This window comes from Acidimicrobiales bacterium, assembly GCA_036270875.1.
Classification (GTDB): Bacteria; Actinomycetota; Acidimicrobiia; order Acidimicrobiales; family AC-9; genus AC-9.
In genome coordinates, this window is record DATBBR010000021.1 from 1 (window position 1) to 16,274 (window position 16,274).

At 68.8% G+C, this 16,274-nt stretch carries 14 protein-coding genes; 8 read left to right on the forward strand and 6 right to left on the reverse strand.

Annotation, left to right across the window (positions count from 1 at the left end; genetic code table 11):
- Positions 1 to 159 precede the first annotated feature (159 nt).
- The 5 genes from VH112_01865 to VH112_01885 all read left to right on the forward strand — a co-directional run bounded on the left by VH112_01865 (position 160) and on the right by VH112_01885 (position 6,151).
- Positions 160 to 2,952, forward strand: coding sequence for a vitamin B12-dependent ribonucleotide reductase (locus tag VH112_01865; protein ID HEX4538962.1), 2,793 nt, complete (start codon positions 160 to 162; stop codon positions 2,950 to 2,952).
- Between the two features lie 67 nt (positions 2,953 to 3,019).
- A complete protein-coding gene (locus tag VH112_01870) occupies positions 3,020 to 3,745 on the forward strand; it encodes a DUF429 domain-containing protein (GenBank protein ID HEX4538963.1) in 726 nt (241 codons plus the stop codon).
- 43 nt (positions 3,746 to 3,788) lie between these two features.
- Positions 3,789 to 4,454 (forward strand): DUF4234 domain-containing protein, encoded by a 666-nt coding sequence (locus VH112_01875; GenBank protein ID HEX4538964.1) that lies wholly within the window; start codon positions 3,789 to 3,791, stop codon positions 4,452 to 4,454.
- An 85-nt stretch (positions 4,455 to 4,539) separates the two neighbouring features.
- Positions 4,540 to 5,265, forward strand: coding sequence for a hypothetical protein (locus tag VH112_01880; GenBank protein ID HEX4538965.1), 726 nt, complete (start codon positions 4,540 to 4,542; stop codon positions 5,263 to 5,265).
- Positions 5,266 to 5,497: 232 nt separating this feature from the next.
- A complete protein-coding gene (locus VH112_01885; protein HEX4538966.1) occupies positions 5,498 to 6,151 on the forward strand; it encodes a hypothetical protein in 654 nt (217 codons plus the stop codon).
- Positions 6,152 to 6,252: 101 nt separating this feature from the next.
- On the opposite strand, the gene VH112_01890 is transcribed toward VH112_01885, so the two are convergent.
- A complete protein-coding gene (locus VH112_01890; GenBank protein HEX4538967.1) occupies positions 6,253 to 6,687 on the reverse strand; it encodes a DUF4234 domain-containing protein in 435 nt (144 codons plus the stop codon).
- 206 nt (positions 6,688 to 6,893) lie between these two features.
- Positions 6,894 to 7,802 (reverse strand): LLM class F420-dependent oxidoreductase, encoded by a 909-nt coding sequence (locus tag VH112_01895; GenBank protein HEX4538968.1) that lies wholly within the window; start codon positions 7,800 to 7,802, stop codon positions 6,894 to 6,896.
- Between the two features lie 311 nt (positions 7,803 to 8,113).
- Here VH112_01895 and VH112_01900 point away from each other — a divergent pair, with 311 nt between their 5' ends.
- Positions 8,114 to 11,539 (forward strand): TM0106 family RecB-like putative nuclease, encoded by a 3,426-nt coding sequence (locus VH112_01900; protein HEX4538969.1) that lies wholly within the window; start codon positions 8,114 to 8,116, stop codon positions 11,537 to 11,539.
- Between the two features lie 24 nt (positions 11,540 to 11,563).
- On the opposite strand, the gene VH112_01905 is transcribed toward VH112_01900, so the two are convergent.
- The 3 genes from VH112_01905 to VH112_01915 form a co-directional block, all read right to left on the reverse strand.
- On the reverse strand, positions 11,564 to 11,830 hold the full coding sequence (locus tag VH112_01905; GenBank protein ID HEX4538970.1) for a transglycosylase family protein: 267 nt from the start codon (positions 11,828 to 11,830) through the stop codon (positions 11,564 to 11,566).
- Between the two features lie 810 nt (positions 11,831 to 12,640).
- Entirely contained in the window at positions 12,641 to 13,408 is a 768-nt protein-coding gene (locus VH112_01910) for a crotonase/enoyl-CoA hydratase family protein (GenBank protein ID HEX4538971.1), read from the reverse strand.
- 111 nt (positions 13,409 to 13,519) lie between these two features.
- Positions 13,520 to 13,759: a hypothetical protein gene (locus VH112_01915; protein ID HEX4538972.1), complete on the reverse strand. Its 240-nt coding sequence runs from the start codon at positions 13,757 to 13,759 to the stop codon at positions 13,520 to 13,522.
- A 178-nt stretch (positions 13,760 to 13,937) separates the two neighbouring features.
- On the opposite strand from VH112_01915, the gene VH112_01920 reads away from it, so the two are divergent.
- The gene (locus VH112_01920) at positions 13,938 to 14,396 is read left to right on the forward strand and encodes an Rrf2 family transcriptional regulator (GenBank protein ID HEX4538973.1); all 459 of its coding nucleotides are present in this window, start codon (positions 13,938 to 13,940) and stop codon (positions 14,394 to 14,396) included.
- A gap of 29 nt (positions 14,397 to 14,425) precedes the next feature.
- On the opposite strand, the gene VH112_01925 is transcribed toward VH112_01920, so the two are convergent.
- On the reverse strand, positions 14,426 to 15,340 hold the full coding sequence (locus VH112_01925; GenBank protein HEX4538974.1) for an ABC transporter substrate-binding protein: 915 nt from the start codon (positions 15,338 to 15,340) through the stop codon (positions 14,426 to 14,428).
- A gap of 132 nt (positions 15,341 to 15,472) precedes the next feature.
- Between VH112_01925 and VH112_01930 the strand changes: the two genes are divergently transcribed.
- Positions 15,473 to 16,132 carry a peroxiredoxin gene (locus VH112_01930; protein HEX4538975.1) on the forward strand — a complete coding sequence of 220 codons (660 nt, stop codon included), beginning with the start codon at positions 15,473 to 15,475 and terminating at the stop codon, positions 16,130 to 16,132.
- Positions 16,133 to 16,274 lie beyond the last annotated feature (142 nt).

Sequence of the window (16,274 nt, forward strand, 5' to 3'; positions counted from 1 at the left end):
CTGTAATTAGACGCTAGATCTTGTGCTACCGGACACTGGTAGCCACAACCGGTTGTGGTCAGGGCCTGTCGTACTCGGGGAGCCCTGATCCTGGGGGTGGCTGAGGGAGGGCCCGGTGGGCACGGGCCAGACCGCATCCCCTCCAAGGAGGCTCCTCCGATGGCGATCGCTCCCCAGCGCTTGGGAATCGGCATCCGCCGACACTTCACCACCGAGGGGGTCCACCCGTACGACGAGCTGCCCTGGGAGCAGCGCGACGCCCGCATCACCAACTTCCAGGACGGGTCGGTCGCCTTCGAGCAGCTCGGGGTCGAGGTGCCGTCCACCTGGAGCGTGAACGCGACCAACATCCTGGCCCAGAAGTATTTTCGGGGCGCCCTCGGCACCGCCGAGCGGGAGTGGTCGCTGCGCCAGGTGGCGGACCGGGTCGTGGACACCATCACCAAGTGGGGCGCCAAGGACGGCTACTTCCTCGACCGGGCCGAGGCGGAGGCGTTCAGGGACGAGCTCAAGCACCTCGTCGTGCACCAGAAGGCCGCCTTCAACTCCCCGGTGTGGTTCAACATCGGCGTGAAGGGCGTGCCCGCCCAGGCCTCGGCGTGCTTCATCCTCGCCGTCGAGGACCGGATGGACTCCATCCTCAACTGGTACGTCGAGGAGGGGACCATCTTCAAGGGCGGGTCGGGTTCGGGGATCAACCTGTCCAACCTGCGGTCGTCGTTCGAAGGACTGAAGGGCGGCGGGACGGCATCCGGTCCGGTGAGCTTCATGCGCGGCGCCGACGCCTCGGCGGGCACGATCAAGAGCGGGGGCAAGACCCGTCGGGCAGCGAAGATGGTCATACTCAACGCCGACCATCCCGACATCGAGGATTTCATCTGGTGCAAGGCCACCGAGGAGCGCAAGGCTCGGGCACTGCGTGATGCCGGCTTCGACATGGACCTCGACGGCCTCGACAGCCATTCGCTCCAGTACCAGAACGCCAACAACTCAGTACGAGTGACCGACGAGTTCATGCAGGCGGTCGTCGATGACGCCGACTGGGAGCTGCAGGCCGTGACTACCGGAGCGACCGTCCGCACGGTGAAGGCCCGAGAGCTGTTCCGCCAGATCGCCACGGCGGCGTGGGAGTGCGCCGACCCCGGCATGCAGTTCGACACCACCATCAACCGCTGGCACACCGCCCCCACTACCGGACGGATCAACGGTTCCAACCCCTGCAGTGAGTACATGCACCTGGACAACTCGGCGTGCAACCTGGCCAGTCTGAACCTGCTGAAGTTCCTCGACGACAACGGGGACTTCGACGTCGAGGGGTTCAAGGCCGCCGTCACAGTGCTGTTCACCGCCCAGGAGATCCTCGTCGGCAACGCCGACTATCCGACCGAGAAGATCGCCGAGACGTCCCGGCGGTTCCGCCAGCTCGGCATCGGCTACGCGAACCTCGGCGCGCTGCTCATGGCCCAGGGACTGCCCTACGACTCGGACGAGGGCCGGGCGTGGGCGGGGACGATCACCGCGCTGCTGACCGGGCAGTCGTATCTCACCTCGGCGCAGACTGCCGCCCGCATGGGCCCCTTCGCCGGGTATCACTCGAACGCTGACGCCATGCGTGGGGTGCTGCGGATGCATCGGGAGGAGGTCGCGCAGATCGACGAGGAGCTCGTCCCGCCCGATCTCCTGTCCGGGGCACAGGCGGCCTGGGACTCGGCTGTCGAGCTCGCCGACGAGTTCGGTGTGCGCAACTCACAGGCCAGCGTCATCGCTCCGACCGGGACGATCGCCTTGCTCCTGGACTGCGACACGACCGGCGTAGAGCCCGACCTGAGCCTGGTGAAGACCAAGAAGCTGGTCGGTGGGGGGACGATGTCCATCGTCAACCAGACGGTGCCTCGTGCCCTGTCCCGCATGGGCTACACGACCGAGCAGGTCGCCGACATCGTGGCCTATGTCGATCAGCACAAGTCGATCGTCGGTGCGCCCCATCTGGCCGCATCGGACCTGCCGGTCTTCGCCTGCTCGATGGGCGACAACACGATCCACTACACCGGCCATGTGCGCATGATGGCGGCCGTCCAACCGTTCATCTCGGGCGCCATCAGCAAGACGGTCAACATGCCCGAGAAGGTGACGGTCGAGGACATCGAGCAGCTCCACATCGACGCCTGGAACCTTGGGATCAAGTCCATCGCCATCTACCGCGACAACTGCAAGGTGGCACAGCCCCTGGCCACGACCAAGAACGCCGGCGCCGCCATCTCGCCGGCCGAAGCCCACGACCAGGAGCTCGCCGTCAAGGTCAGCGAGCTGGAGCGGGCCCTCCAGCATCAGACCACCGTGGTCGTCAAGCAGCCGATCCGCGAGCGGCTCCCGCGCCGGCGGAGGTCGAGCACCTTCGCCTTCCGGGTCGCCGACTGCGAGGGCTACGTGACGGTCGGTGAGTACGAGGACGGCCGGCCGGGCGAGGTCTTCATGAAGGTGTCCAAGCAGGGATCCACCCTCGCCGGGATCATGGACGCCTTCTCCATCGCTGTCAGCCTCGGCCTCCAGCACGGGGTCCCGCTGGCCACCTACGTCCGCAAGTACACCAACATGCGCTTCGAGCCCGCCGGCATGACCGACGACCCCGAGCTGCGCATCGCGACCAGCCTGGCCGACTACATCTTCCGCCGCCTGGCGGTTGACTACCTGCCGGCCGAAGAGCGGATCGAGCTGGGGATACAGACGACCAACGAGCGGATCCAGCCCACCCTGCCGGGCGTCGAAGAGGGCTCGACACCGAGCGCCGGGGTGGTCGAGGCTCCCTCGACGCTGGCGCAGCCGTCCGAGCGCACCGCCGCCTGGCCCGAGGCCAAGGACGCGCCGTACTGCTACCAGTGCGGGAACGCCATGCAGCGGGCGGGCTCCTGCTACGTGTGCCCTACCTGCGGCACGACCAGCGGCTGCTCGTGACGCAGATGCCGGCGCCCGGGAGTCCGGCCCAGGACGGCGCCGCTCGGTAGCGGCGTAGCCTGCTGACGTGCGATCGCTGGGTATCGACGTCGGCCTGCATCACCACGACGCCGTGCTCGTGGACGACCGGGCTGTCGTACGCGCTCCGGTGCGCTTTTCCGATCCGAGCCGGCTCGAGGAGCTCATCGAGGCCTGGCGTCCCGAGGTGGTGGCCATCGACTCCCCGCCCTGCTTCGCACCGAGCGGCACCTCCCGCGCCGCCGAGCACCTGCTCCACCGCCGGGGCATCCGGATCTTTCCCTGCCCCTGCGCCGAGCGGGCCGAGGGCAACGCCTTCTTCGACTGGATGCGTGCAGGGTTCGACCTCTTCGCCTCGGCCGCGAAGGCAGGGTTCGCCGTCGGACTCGATGCCTCGGCCGTGCGCAGTCGGGCGGTCGAGGTCTATCCCCACGGCTCGGCCGTGATCTTGCGGGGGGCCCGACCCGCGCCAGGCACGCTGCGGACAGCTCGCGGCAAGCGGGCGTGGCGCGCTCAGGTCCTCGCCGACAACGGCGTTTCTGTGGGCGACCGCGCCACAGTCCATCAGGTGGACGCCATGCTCGCGGCCCTCACCGGCGCACGCGCCCTCGAAGGATTCGCAAGCGCCGTGGGCCGCCCGGAGGAGGGCGTGATCGTGGTCCCTGTTCGTGCGCTCCTCGACCACTACGAGGCCGAGGGGGCAACCCCGCGACCAAGCACCCACGATTCCGCGCGCGGAGCGTTGCCACCCTGTACTCTCCACCCTTGTGAGTAGCGTCCCTCCGCCATCGGGAGGCTTCACTCCGCCCAGTGGGGGGGTGGGGCCGCCAACTGCTCAGCCGATCGACCAGCTGCGCACTGCGTACCAACGGCGCAACGACACTGACTACATCTTCAGCTTCTGGTCGGCGCTGGGCTGGACGATACTGACGTTCGGGATCTTCGGCTACTACGTCTACTACCAGCTCCTACGGCGAATGCGAGACCACAACATCCGTCGCTTGGAGCTGCTCGAGGCGGCGAGATCCTATGCCTGGCAGCTGGCGGGAGAGAAGGGCCTCCAGGACGAGCTGCGTCCGAACTTCGAGCGGGCCGCGTCGCACGAGGAAGTGATGCGTCAGATGACGACGGACTTCCGCGACCCCCTCATCTGGCTCCTGCTGATCTGGTTCACCGGTATAGCGGGGATCATCGCTTTCATCCTGCTCGATGGTGATCTTGTCAAGCACGATTCCGCCGAAGGCGGCGTGGAGTCCGAGCTGGCGACCATCTACGCCCGCCTGGGTCGGCCCATTCCGCAGCCGGACCCGGCTCGGGTCAAGGGCAAGCACAACTACGTGGCCCGCGTCATCGTCTTGATCGTGACCTTCGGGATCTACGGGTTCTGGTGGTGGTACAACATGCTGCAGGAGCCCAACGAGCATTTCGAGATCAACTGGGCCTGGGAGGACGCCCTGGCCCAGGCGTCCCAGCAGCCCGCATAGCTGGGCCGGTCCGGATGGTCTCCGGCGCGTCGACACGGTGCTGGATGACCACGGACTACGACGCAGCCCGCTACCATCGCTCGACATGACGGTTCCGCCGTCTCCCGGGGGCTCCTCGTGGGGGATCGGGCCAACGGGGCCACCGTCGATTCAGCCCATCGACCGGCTTCGTCAGGCATACCAACGTCGTCACGAGACCGACTACATCTTCAGCTTCTGGACGGCGCTGGGATGGTCCATTCTGACCCTGGGGATCTTCTACTTCTACGTCTTCTACCAGCTCATGCGGCGCATGCGGGACCACAACGTCCGTCGCCTGGAGCTGCTCGAGGCGGCCAGGGACTTCGCGTGGGAGGTGGCGGGTCGGCAGGGCCTCCAGGGCGAGCTGCGTCCCAACTTCGAGCGAGCTGCGTCATATCTCGAAATCCTGCGTCGCATGACGACCGATTTCCGGGAACCGAGCATCTGGCTCCTGCTCTCTATCGTCGGGGGAAGGCTGGGTATCGTCGAGATCATCGCCTACGTCTTCCTCGACGGTGATCTCGTCAAGCACGACACCGCCGAAGGAGGGACGGAGTCCGAGCTGGCGACGATCTTCTCCCGGCTTGGCCAATCCGTTCCTCAGCCCGATCCAGCCCGGGTCAAGGGCAAGCACAACTACATCGCTCGCGTCATCGTCAGCGTTGTAACCGTGGGTATTTATGCCTTCTGGTGGACGTACAACATGATGCACGAGCCTAACCAGCACTTCGAGATCAACTGGGCATGGGAGGATTCACTCGCCCTGGCGGCCCAGGCGTTGCACCAGTAGACGACAGAGCGCTCGCTGGTAGCATTTGTTGTATTCCGAGGGGGAGGAGACTGTTATGAGCGACGATCCGTCGGCTGGCTCGGCCGGCTCGGCCGGGCCTGGTTGGCAGAGCCCAGACGTGCAGTCCGGAAACAGCGGGGCAGACAGCGGGACTTCATCGAGTACACGCGCCGCGCCGGCGCCGCCAGCGGGGTTCGGAGCTCCGGCGGCACCGCCGCTCGAGCGGATGCGGATGGCCTACCAGCGGCGCTACGACACCGATTACGTCGCCAACTTCTGGTCCGCGCTGGGTTGGGGAATCCTGACCTTCGGCATCTTCTATCTCTATATGTTCTACCAACTCATTCGGCGAATGCGGGACCACAACGCCCGGCGTCTCGATCTGCTCGACTCGGCCAACGCCTACGCCTGGGAGGTGGCGGGTCAGCGTGGCCTGCAGGAGGAGCTGCGTCCGAACTTCGAGCGGGCCAGCGCCGGCCTCGAGAACCTGCGTCGGCTGGGGACCCAGCTCCGCGACCCGACCATGTGGCTGGTGATCCTCATCGCTGCCTATTGGCTCACCTACATCGGTGGCATCGTCGTCTACTTCCTCGTGTACTGCGGGCTCGACGGTGACCTCATCAAGCATGACAGCGCCGAAGGCGGGGTCGAGGCAGAGCTGGCCGTCATCTACTCACGCCTCGGTCAGCCGGTGCCCGAACCGGACCCAGCCCGGGTCAAGGGCCCGCACAACTACCCGGCGCGCATCATCGTCGCCATCGTCACCTTCGGCATCTACAACCTGTGGTGGACCTACAACATCATGAAGGAGCCCAACGAGCACTTCCGGATCAACTGGGCGTGGGAGGACTCGCTCGCACAGTCGGCCCAGGCTCTCCATCAGTAATCAGTGACTCGAAAGTAAAGAAGCCGGCTCCACCTCGTAGGGTGGAGCCGGCTTCTTCGCGTCTGCGTCCCCCCGGTGTGGGGGGAACGACGTCGTCTCGATCAGGCGGGTGCCACGGCTCCCTTGCTGACCCAGAAGTCGTTGATTGCCCGCTGCACCTTGATGTACCAGATGAGGCCGCCTACCAAGGGAATGAGCGACCAGAACCCCGTGGCCAGATGCACGGGTGACTCCAGTCCCTCGCGCTGGTAGAGCTTGGTGTCCACATCGTTGGCGAGCAAGAACGGGATAAGGAAGCCGACGAAGATGGCGATCACGACGGCTAGGCCACCACCCATACCCTCACCGTTGTAGTTCTTGAGGTCCTCGTACTGCCGGTAGGTCCACACGATCGCCCAGATACCGAGGGTGACGATCGTCAGCAGGATCTGCGTGCCTGGCGAGGTCGGTCGTCCTACAACGCCGGTCGCTTGGGCGACGCCCTGCTGCTGCCAGGGCTGCGCTGCCGCGGCCCCCCCCTGAGACGGGTCAGCCATATTGCTCTCTCCTCCCCTTGGCCCTGTTGGCCTCGCTCGCATTGTACAGAATGCGTGCCGATGCGTCCCTGGTGACGGGTATCCCCGCATTCCCAGCGGCGCTCAGGGCCGCTCCGTCGCCCGGTGGGGGCGGCGGGCGGGTGGGGTCCGGGTGTCCGGGTGCCCCGGTGGCCGGTGCCCGGTGCCCGACAGACGGGTTAGGGTCCTCAGCCCTTGGCCAGGGCGGCGATCAGACCGATGGTCTGGCGGATCTCGTCCGACGAGCCGAACGGTGCGGCGCTGAAGTCGGTCGCGCCCGCCTCGGCGACGGCGCGGATCTGACTGGCCACTGTGCCCTCGTCGCCGACGATGGCCACGTGGGCTGGGCTCTCCGCGCCTTCGCGATCGAGCATGGCGCGGTAGGACGGAAGCTGACCGTAGATGGCGAACGTACGGTCGGCGGTCTCCCTCGCCCGCTCGGCGTCTGTGGTGACCGAGACGGGGAGGCCGACGGCGACCCGCGGGGCGGGTCGACCCGCGTCCTCGGCGGCCTTGCTGATCGAGGGCACGATGTGCGACGCGATCGTGGCCGGACCGGTCATCCAGGTCACGGTGCCGGCGGTGTGCTGGCCGGCCAGTCTGAGCATGGTGGGGCCGAGCGCCGCCAGGAGGACGGGCGGCGGCCGGTCGACTTCCACCTCGAGCGGGGTCATCGTGTTGGCGCTCAGCGTCTCGCCCTTGAACGACACGGTTTGGCCGCCCAGCAGCGGCATCAGCACCGACAGGTACTCCCGCATGTGCCGCGCCGGGCGGTCGAACGAGTAGCCGAACATGCCCTCGATGACGATCTGATGTGACAGGCCGATGCCAAGCACGAGCCGTCCGCCTGTCGCCGCCTGGGTGGTGAGTGCCTGGGCGGCCAGCATCACCGGGTGGCGAGGGTAGGTGGGGACGACCGCGGTGCCAAGCTCGATGTCCGGCACCTCTCGACCGACCACGGCGAGCAGCGTCAGGGCGTCGTAGCCGAAGATCTGTGAGGACCAGGCAGTGGCCACGCCGAGCTCGGCCAGCTTTGCGACCTGCCCTACGACCGCGTCGATCGGCTTCGAGACGTCGATGATCACACCGTGGCGCATGACAGAACCTTAGGCGCGGTCCAGCCGCCGGGTTCTCGTCGCGATCGGAGCGGATCCACTCGGCACCCCCCGGACGCCCTTTTCCGTTCGCCCATACGAGCACGCCGGGGATCGTTGCTCTGTTCCACCTTTGGTCGAAAGCCGGCGCCGCGGGCGACCTGCGAGCGGCCAATTTCGACCAAAGGTGGAACAGGGGCACTAACTGTCGAGGGTTGCCGGCCGGAGCCCCGCGGCACCACGGCGGCAGACCCCGGCGACGCCCGGTTGGACTCATCCGCAGGGCTGTCACACCCCGTGGCCATACTTGCGAGGTGGAAGCGATCGACGGGCGGATCCTGCTCAGCCCCTCCGACCTCAGCGGCTATCTGGCCTGTCCGCACCTGACCCGTCTGGAGCTGGCGGCCGCCCGCGGCGAGGTCGTCCGGCCGGCGCGGGAGGATCCCGAGCTGGACGTCCTTGCTCGGCGGGGCGAGGAGCACGAGCGCCGGCACCTGGAACGGCTGCGTGCAGGGGACAGGGATGTCGTCGAGATCGACCGGAGCGTCGGCGGGCTGGCGGGGCTGCACGCTGCGGCGGAGGCGACGACCGCAGCCATGGGCGCGGGCGTCGAGGTGATCTACCAGGCCACGTTCTTCGACGGACGCTGGAGGGGCCACGCTGACTTCCTGTGCCGGGTGGAGCGGCCCAGTCGGCTGGGGTCCTGGAGCTACGAGGTAACCGACGCCAAGCTGGCCCGTCGGGTCAAAGCCGCAGCCATCCTCCAGCTTTGCTCCTACTCCGAGCAGGTGGCGCGGGTGCAGGGGACGGCGCCAGAGCACATACACGTGCTGGGCGGCGACGAGATATCGCGGGCCCACCGCCTGAGCGACTACGCCGCCTACTACCGGACGGTGAAGGCCAGCTTCGAGAAGGCGGTCGACGGGCCGTGGGTGGAGACGTACCCCGACCCCGTCCCCCATTGCGGCATCTGCCGATGGTCCGAGGTCTGCGTGCGCCGTCGGCGCCAGGACGATCATCTGTCGCTGGTCGCGGGGATGCGCCGCACCCAGGCTCGCCGCCTGGTGGCGGCCGGGATGCCGACGCTGACCACCCTGGCCTCGTCGTCGGGCTCCGCCGTGCCGGGTGTCGGGGCTCGCGCCCTGGAGCGCCTGCGGGGCCAGGCCCGCCTCCAGCTCGACCAGCGACGGACGGGCGAGGTGCACTATGAGCTCACCCAGCCCGTCGAGGCGGGCCTGGGACTGGCTGCGTTGCCGAGCCCGTCGGCGGCTGATCTCTTCTTCGACATCGAGGGCGACCCCTTCGCCGGCGAGGACGGGCTCGAGTATCTCTTCGGGATCGTCGAGGTCGCCGCCGGCCGGCCGCGGTACCGCGCCTTCTGGGCCCACGATCGGGCGGAGGAGCGCACCGCGTTCGAGCAGCTCATCGACCTAGTCATGGCCCGGATCGACGAGCGCCCCGACCTGCACGTCTATCACTACGGCTCCTACGAGCCGGCTGCGGTCAGGCGCCTTATGGGCGTCCATGCCACGCGTGAGCGCGCCGTCGACCGCCTGCTGCGCGGGTCGGTGTTCGTGGACTTGCACCAGGTCGTTCGCCAGGGCGTCCTCGTGTCCCAGGAGTCCTACTCGATCAAGAAGCTCGAACCGCTGTACATGGCCGCTCGGGACGGCGCCATCACCGATGCCGGCTCGAGCATCGTGGCCTACGAGCAGTGGCTGGAGACGAGAGAGCAGACCCGCCTCGACGAGATCGCCGAGTACAACCGCGCCGACTGCGAGTCCACGTGGCTGCTGCGCGACTGGCTGGAACATCGCCGGTCCGAGGCCGAGCGTCGGCACGGTGCTCCCCTGTCGCGGCCTCAGCTGAGCACGGGCGAGCCCGGTCCCGAGCAAGCGGCGGCCGAGGCCGAGACCGAGTCCCTCGTGGCCAGGCTCACCTCGGGCATCGCCGACGAGCCCGACGTCCGCACACCGGCTGAGGCCGCCACCTGGTTGCTGGCCCAGCTCCTGGACTGGCATCGCCGGGAGGACAAGCCCGAGTGGTGGGCGCACTTCTCCCGCCTGGGGCAGAGCGACGAGGAGCTCGTGGACGACCCGGACTCGATCGGCGAGCTGGAGTTCGCCGGGGTCGTCGCGGAGGTGGGGCGCTCGCTCGTCCACCGGTACCGGTTCCGGCCCGGCCAGGAGCACAAGCTGTCGGTCGGCGACGGCGTGCTCGATCCCCGCACCGAGTCGCGCTGTGGCACCGTCCACGCCCTCGACGACGCCGACGGCGTGCTGGACCTGCGCCGAGGCCGCGGATCCAGCGCGCCCCACCCGACCTCAGTGATCCCTGACACTCCGAGGGTCAATACCGTGCTGCGCCAGGCCCTCGCCCGGGTCGGTGCCACCGTGGCCGACCAGGGCATCGACGGCCCCGGACCGTGCCGGGCCGTGCGCGACCTCCTCATGAGACGGCCACCCTGGCTCGGAGAACTGCCCCTCGGTCAGCCGCTTCAGCCCGTTGACGAGCCGCCGCTCGATGCGGCCCGCCGCCTGGCTCGCCGCCTCGACGGGACGTGCCTGGCCGTCCAGGGGCCTCCGGGGTCGGGCAAGACGTTCACGGCCGCCCACATGATCGTGGACCTGGTGGGGTCCGGCCGGCGGGTCGGCATCACGGCCACCACGCACAAGGCCATCACCAACCTCGTGGATGCGGCCTGCTCGTGTGCGCGCGACGCGGGGCGGCGGCTCTCGGTCGTGCAGAAGGGCGACGAGGATCGCGCCTCCACCTCTCCGATGGTCGAGGTGGTCGGCGACAACCACCTCGTCGTGGCCCGACTGGCCGAGCAGCGCGCGCAGGTCATCGCCGGCACGCCGTGGCTGTTCGCGCGTCCGGAGCTTGCCGGCGCTGTCGATGTGCTGTTCGTCGACGAGGCAGGCCAGATGTCGCTCGCCAACGTCGTCGCCGCGGGCGCCGGCGCCGACAGCATCGTGCTGCTCGGCGATCCGCAGCAGCTGGCCCAGCCGTCGAAGGGGTCGCATCCACCGGGTGCCGGGGTGTCGGCGCTCGAGCACCTCCTTGGCGACCACGCCACCATCCCGGCCGACCGGGGTCTGTTCCTGGCCACCACGTGGCGGCTACACCCGGCCCTGTGCGACTTCGTGTCCGAGGCCTTCTACGAGGGCCGTCTCGAGCCCGATCCGACCTGTGACCTCCAGCGCCTGGACGAGGGGAGCTGGGCTGGCGGCGCCGGTGTGCGCTGGCGCCCGGTGCACCACGCAGGCAACCGCACGAGCTCCGTCGAGGAGGTGACCGAGGTGGCGGCGGGAGTGGAGGCGCTCCTGGGCCGCCAGTGGACCGATCGTGACGGTCGCCGACGGCGAGTGAGTCTGGACGACATCCTCGTGGTCTCGCCGTACAACGCTCAGGTCGCGCGGCTGAGGACGGCACTGCCGCCCGGTGCCCGGGTGGGGACCGTCGACCGGTTCCAGGGCCAGGAGGCGGCGGTGGTCATCTTCTCCCTTGCCACCTCGTCGACGGCCGATCTGCCCCGTTCGGTCGAGTTCCTCTACAGCCTCAACCGACTCAACGTGGCTGTCTCCAGGGCACGGGCCCTCGTCGTCCTGGTCTGTTCCCCCGACCTGCTACGGGTGCGCTGCCGGACGCCTCGGGAGATGCGCCTGGCCAACGCTTTGTGTCGGCTGGCCGAGCTGGCCGCTGCCACCGCGGGCGGTCGTGAGCAGCTGGCCAGCTAGCCCACGACCGCCCTCAGTGAGGAGTCAGCTCAAACCGAGCTTGCGACTGCACGAGGGCCAGGGCTCCCAGCCCCGGCTGGCCTGCAGCTGCTTGGCCGCTTGGTCCTGCATGGCCGGAGGTCCCTGATCAGGACGGCCGGGGTAACCGAGCCCGTTCCAGGTGCCCTGGTCGAACTGGTAGGCCCCGTAGAAGCCATTGCCGGTGTTGTCCTGGTAGTTGCCGCCGGACTCACACTGTCGAAGTTCGGCCCAGACGCCCCCGGCAACTGATGTCCCGGCGGCGGTGGCCACCGCCTTCGGCTGGGGCGGAGGTGGTGGCGGTTGCGGCGCCGGGGCGGAACGTGCGGGCGCGGGGGGTGGTGGCGGTGGCGGTGGCGGAGGGGAAGGTGTCGGCGGTGGGTGTGTCGGCTCGTCGGCGTTGGACGGGACCGTTGAGACGGCCCACGAGCTGGCGATGCTCTTTCGGCTGGATTTGCTGGCGGCCGTCGATCCAGCCGAAGAAGACTGGAACAGCTGGACGCCGAGGGCGGAGAGGGCGAGCACTGAGCTCGCCAGGACCATTGGCAGCGAGAAGGATGCGGATGGCCGCTGCTTGCGCATCTTGCGCCTCCTTGAAGTCACGGTGAGCCCGGAGGGCTTCAGGTGTGGCCTGGGAATGCGGGCAGCCCGTCGATTTCGCATGCGACTCGCGAGCTGTCCTTGGTTGGACGGCTCGGGACGTGTACGCGGGTCCGTACGAGGTGCGGACGGACGTGACCCTGATAGGTGCGTTTCGGTGGCGGCTCCTTCCGGTTGGGTTGGGGTCGTTGGGTCGGGGTCGTCGGTCGTGGTCGGTCAGATCGGGCGGCCCGAGCTGGCACCTGGGCATGCGCGCGACCCCGAACGATGGTGATGGGCTAACAGCGCACCCGGCCGTGGCGCATCCTCCGGCAAGACCGAGGACACAGGTCAGGCTCGAGCCGCTCCTCGCTTCCCCCAGCTGAGGCACGCGACTGCGTTGATGAGTTGGCCCACTCTATGCGGCCTTGTTCATCGAACTGCAACTTCCGAGCCCGACGTTGTTTCACGACGCGTGACCAAGGTCACAACCTGGCCTGACCGTCAGTCCGAGCCGTGCCTGCCCTCGCCGGCCGCGAAGCGCTGGGCGCCGGTGAGCGTCTCGCCCGACCGGATCGTGGCCAGGCCGTGACGCACCTCGTTGATCATGGCCTCCTGCTCGCTCATGCCCCACTGCTCGTAGGCGGACCGGCGATCGCTGCGCAGACACCGCTGCGGCAGTCCCGCCAGCTGGTGGGCCAGCTCGATCGCCGTGGGGAGCGCCTGTCCGTGCTCGCTGAGGCGGTTGGCCAGACCCATCTGGAGGGCCTCGTCGCCCTCGACGCCGCGGCCCGTCAGGATGAGGTCCATGGCCCGGGAGTGACCGATGAGCCGCGGCAGGCGCACCGTGCCCAGGTCGATCAGGGGAACGCCGAACCGGCGGCAGTAGACGCCGAAGACAGCGTCCCGGGCGGCGACCCGCAAGTCGCACCACAGCGCCAGCTCGAACCCACCGGCGACGGCGTGGCCCTCCACGGCCGCTATGACCGGCTTCGAGAGCCGCATCCGGGTGGGACCCATGGGCCCGTTGCCCTCGGGAGAGACCGAGACCGGCCGGGGTTCGCCCGATGCCAGGGCCTTGAGGTCGGCCCCTGCGCAGAAGGTGCCGCCGGCGCCGGTCAGGACGGCCACCGCCACGCTGGCGTCGTCGTCGAAGCGGGCGAAGGCATCGGCCAGGGCGACGGCCGTGGGGCCGTCGACGGCATTGCGGACCTCGGGCCGGTCGATGGTGATGACGGCGACCGGCCCGTCAGTGGCGACGGTGACGCTCATGACGAACCATTGTGGTCGCAGTGGTGGGCGCCGGGGGTAGCTCCGGCCCGTTTCGCGGACGCTCCGCCCGAACGGCGGAGAACCGTCCGGGGCGGGCTGGATCCGGGTGGCTCAGGCCACCGGGGCCAGGGGCATCCGGGTGGCCCGGATGGCGGCGATGCCCGACTCGAGATAGGCGACGAGGTCGTCGGGTGTCCCGCTCAGGGTGACGCCGAGCCCTAGGCGCTCCTGCATGACCACCAGCACGTCACCGGTGGGGATGCGGCCGCCATTGTGAAAGTCGTGGGCGGCGACGGTCACAGGTGCTGGCTCGTCGGCGGCGATGTTGAGGTGGACGTGAGCGCTGCGCACCGAAGGCATGCTCGCTCCTTTCGTGGTACGTGGCCTGGATCGGTGCCTCGTCCCCGCGGGCCTTCCTGGCCCCGGTCCCTCGGCCCGTCCCGACCGTGTGTGACTGGTAACTAGTTCGTCATCCGAGCGTCGGCGTCCTCTCGGCGCGGGGTCGCCCCGAGGCGGTCAGAATGGCTCCGTGCGCATCTCGGCGAAGGCTGACTACGCGATCAGGGCCGCCGTCGAGCTGGCGTCCGTCGCCGACAGCAGCCCGGCCAAGGGCGAGCAGCTGGCCGCCGCCCAGGAGATCCCGTTGCGCTTTCTGCTCAACATCCTCCAAGACCTGAAGCGGGCGGGCATCGTCGACAGCCAGCGCGGATCGGAGGGGGGCTATCGGCTGGCCCGTCGCCCCGACGCCCTGCCGCTGGCCGACATCATCCGCGCCGTCGAAGGCCCGCTCGCCCAGGTGGGCGACGCCCGCCCCGAAGATCTGCACTACGCGGGACCGGCCCAGGCCCTCAGCGAGGTCTGGATCGCTGTGCGGGCGAACCTCCGGGCCGTGTTGGAGGTGGTGACGGTCGCCGACGTGACCGAGGGAGCCCTGCCCAAGACGGTGCGGGACCTCGTGGGTGACCCGGAGGCGTGGATCTCCCACTGACGGTACCCGGGACTGTCTGGCGTGGTGGCTCAAGCTTCGACCAGGGCCACGGTCCCCGCTGGCGGAGCAGGAAGCGCCTCGGGATGCAGCGCCCATGCCAGAGCCTCGAGGCCGCTGACCACTCGAGGGCCGGGACGCGAGAAGTAGGACGAGGCGTCGGCGGCGAGCACCCGCCCGGCTCGCCCCGCCGGGCTGGCAGCGATCTCGGGCTGGGTGACGAGCTCCCGGGCCTGGTCCAGCGCCTGGTCCAGGCCGTAGCCGCAGGGGATGAACATGACCACCTCGGGTTGGAGGGCGCCCACCTCGTCCCAGTCCAGGCGGCGGGAGGGCTGGCCAGCGCCGGCGGCCAGCGCCCGACCTCCGGACCGCTCGATCATCTCGGGCACCCAGTGGCCCCCGACGAACGGCGGGTCCAGCCACTCGAGGGTGAGTGTGGCCGGTCGCGGGAGCCGCCTGGTGGCGGCCTCGACCATGGCGACCCGCGCCCGCAGGCGAGCGACGAGCTCGCCGGCCTCCTCGTCCCGCCCGGTCCGGGCACCCACCTCGGTGATGCCGTCGAGGATGTCGTCCAGCGTCGAGGGATCGAGAGACAAGACGTCGGCCCGGCACCCGATGGTCGCCAGGGCGTCCTCCACCTGCCCGGACGGCACGGCGCAGACCCTACAGAGGTCCTGGGCCAGGATCAGGTCCGGCTGGGCCCTGGCGACGGCCTCGGCGTCGATCGAGTACAGGGGCTCGCCCTGGGCCATCTGCTCGGCCACCAGGCGGTCGATCTCGGCGGGCGGCGTGGTGTCGTCGAGGGACAGGACGGTCCGCGACATGACGGGCTTGGCCGCCGCCTGCGGCGGGAAGTCGCACTCGCAGGTGACCCCGACAAGCTCATCGCCCAGACCCAGGGCGTAGACGATCTCGGTCGCCGAGGGGAGCAGGGAGAGGATCTTCATCATCAGGGCTGTCTGTTCGGGCCGGCCCGGAAAAGGTGACCGGACCGGTCGACTTTCGTCGTCTGACCAGCTAGGGTCTCTGCCGTTCGAGATCTGAGATCGACGATATCCGCGATCGAGAAGGAGGCGGCCATGGCCGTTCGACTCGGGGACACCGCTCCCGACTTCACCGCCGACACGACCGAGGGCGAGATCAAGTTCCACGATTGGCTCGGTGACAGCTGGGCGGTCCTGTTCTCGCACCCCAAGGACTTCACCCCGGTGTGCACAACCGAGCTCGGCTACATGGCAAACATCAAGCCGGAGTTCGACCGCCGGGGAGTCAAGATCGTCGGCCTGTCGGCTGATGCGGTGACCGACCATGAGAAGTGGGCCGCCGACATCAAAGAGACACAGGGGACGGCGCCGAACTATCCGGTGATCGGCGACTCGGACCTCGTCGTCTCGAAGCTCTACGGGATGCTTCCTGCGGAGGCGAGCACAGAGAACAAGCGCACTCCGGTGGACAACCAGACGGTGCGCAACGTCTACGTCATCGGCCCGGACAAGAAGATCAAGCTCATCCTGGTCTATCCGATGTCCACGGGTCGCAATTTCGACGAGGTGCTGCGGGTGCTCGACTCACTCCAGCTGACCGCCAACTACAGCGTCTCCACACCGGCGAACTGGAAGGACGGCGACGACGTCATCATCGCCCCGGCGATCTCCGACGACGACGCCAAGAAGCGCTTCCCCAAGGGCTGGAAGGCGCTCAAGTCGTATCTCCGGCTCACCCCCCAGCCCAACAAGTAGCCGGCCCGCCAGGCCCGGAAGCCCGCTAGGTCTGCGCCGGCGCCCGGTCGACCAGCTCCTCCCGCAGCTCCCGCTTGAGCACCTTTCCGGCGGGATTGCGGGGGAGCGGCTCATCACGCAGCCACACCCGCACCGGCACCTT

Coding starts and splice junctions, on each gene's coding strand:
- VH112_01910 (HEX4538971.1), bottom strand. CDS start 13,408: ATGAGCGTCACCGTCGCCACTGACGGGCCGGTCGCCGTCATCACCATC.
- VH112_01880 (HEX4538965.1), top strand. CDS start 4,540: ATGACGGTTCCGCCGTCTCCCGGGGGCTCCTCGTGGGGGATCGGGCCA.
- VH112_01865 (HEX4538962.1), top strand. CDS start 160: ATGGCGATCGCTCCCCAGCGCTTGGGAATCGGCATCCGCCGACACTTC.
- VH112_01885 (HEX4538966.1), top strand. CDS start 5,498: ATGGCCTACCAGCGGCGCTACGACACCGATTACGTCGCCAACTTCTGG.
- VH112_01925 (HEX4538974.1), bottom strand. CDS start 15,340: ATGAAGATCCTCTCCCTGCTCCCCTCGGCGACCGAGATCGTCTACGCC.
- VH112_01895 (HEX4538968.1), bottom strand. CDS start 7,802: ATGCGCCACGGTGTGATCATCGACGTCTCGAAGCCGATCGACGCGGTC.
- VH112_01930 (HEX4538975.1), top strand. CDS start 15,473: ATGGCCGTTCGACTCGGGGACACCGCTCCCGACTTCACCGCCGACACG.
- VH112_01890 (HEX4538967.1), bottom strand. CDS start 6,687: ATGGCTGACCCGTCTCAGGGGGGGGCCGCGGCAGCGCAGCCCTGGCAG.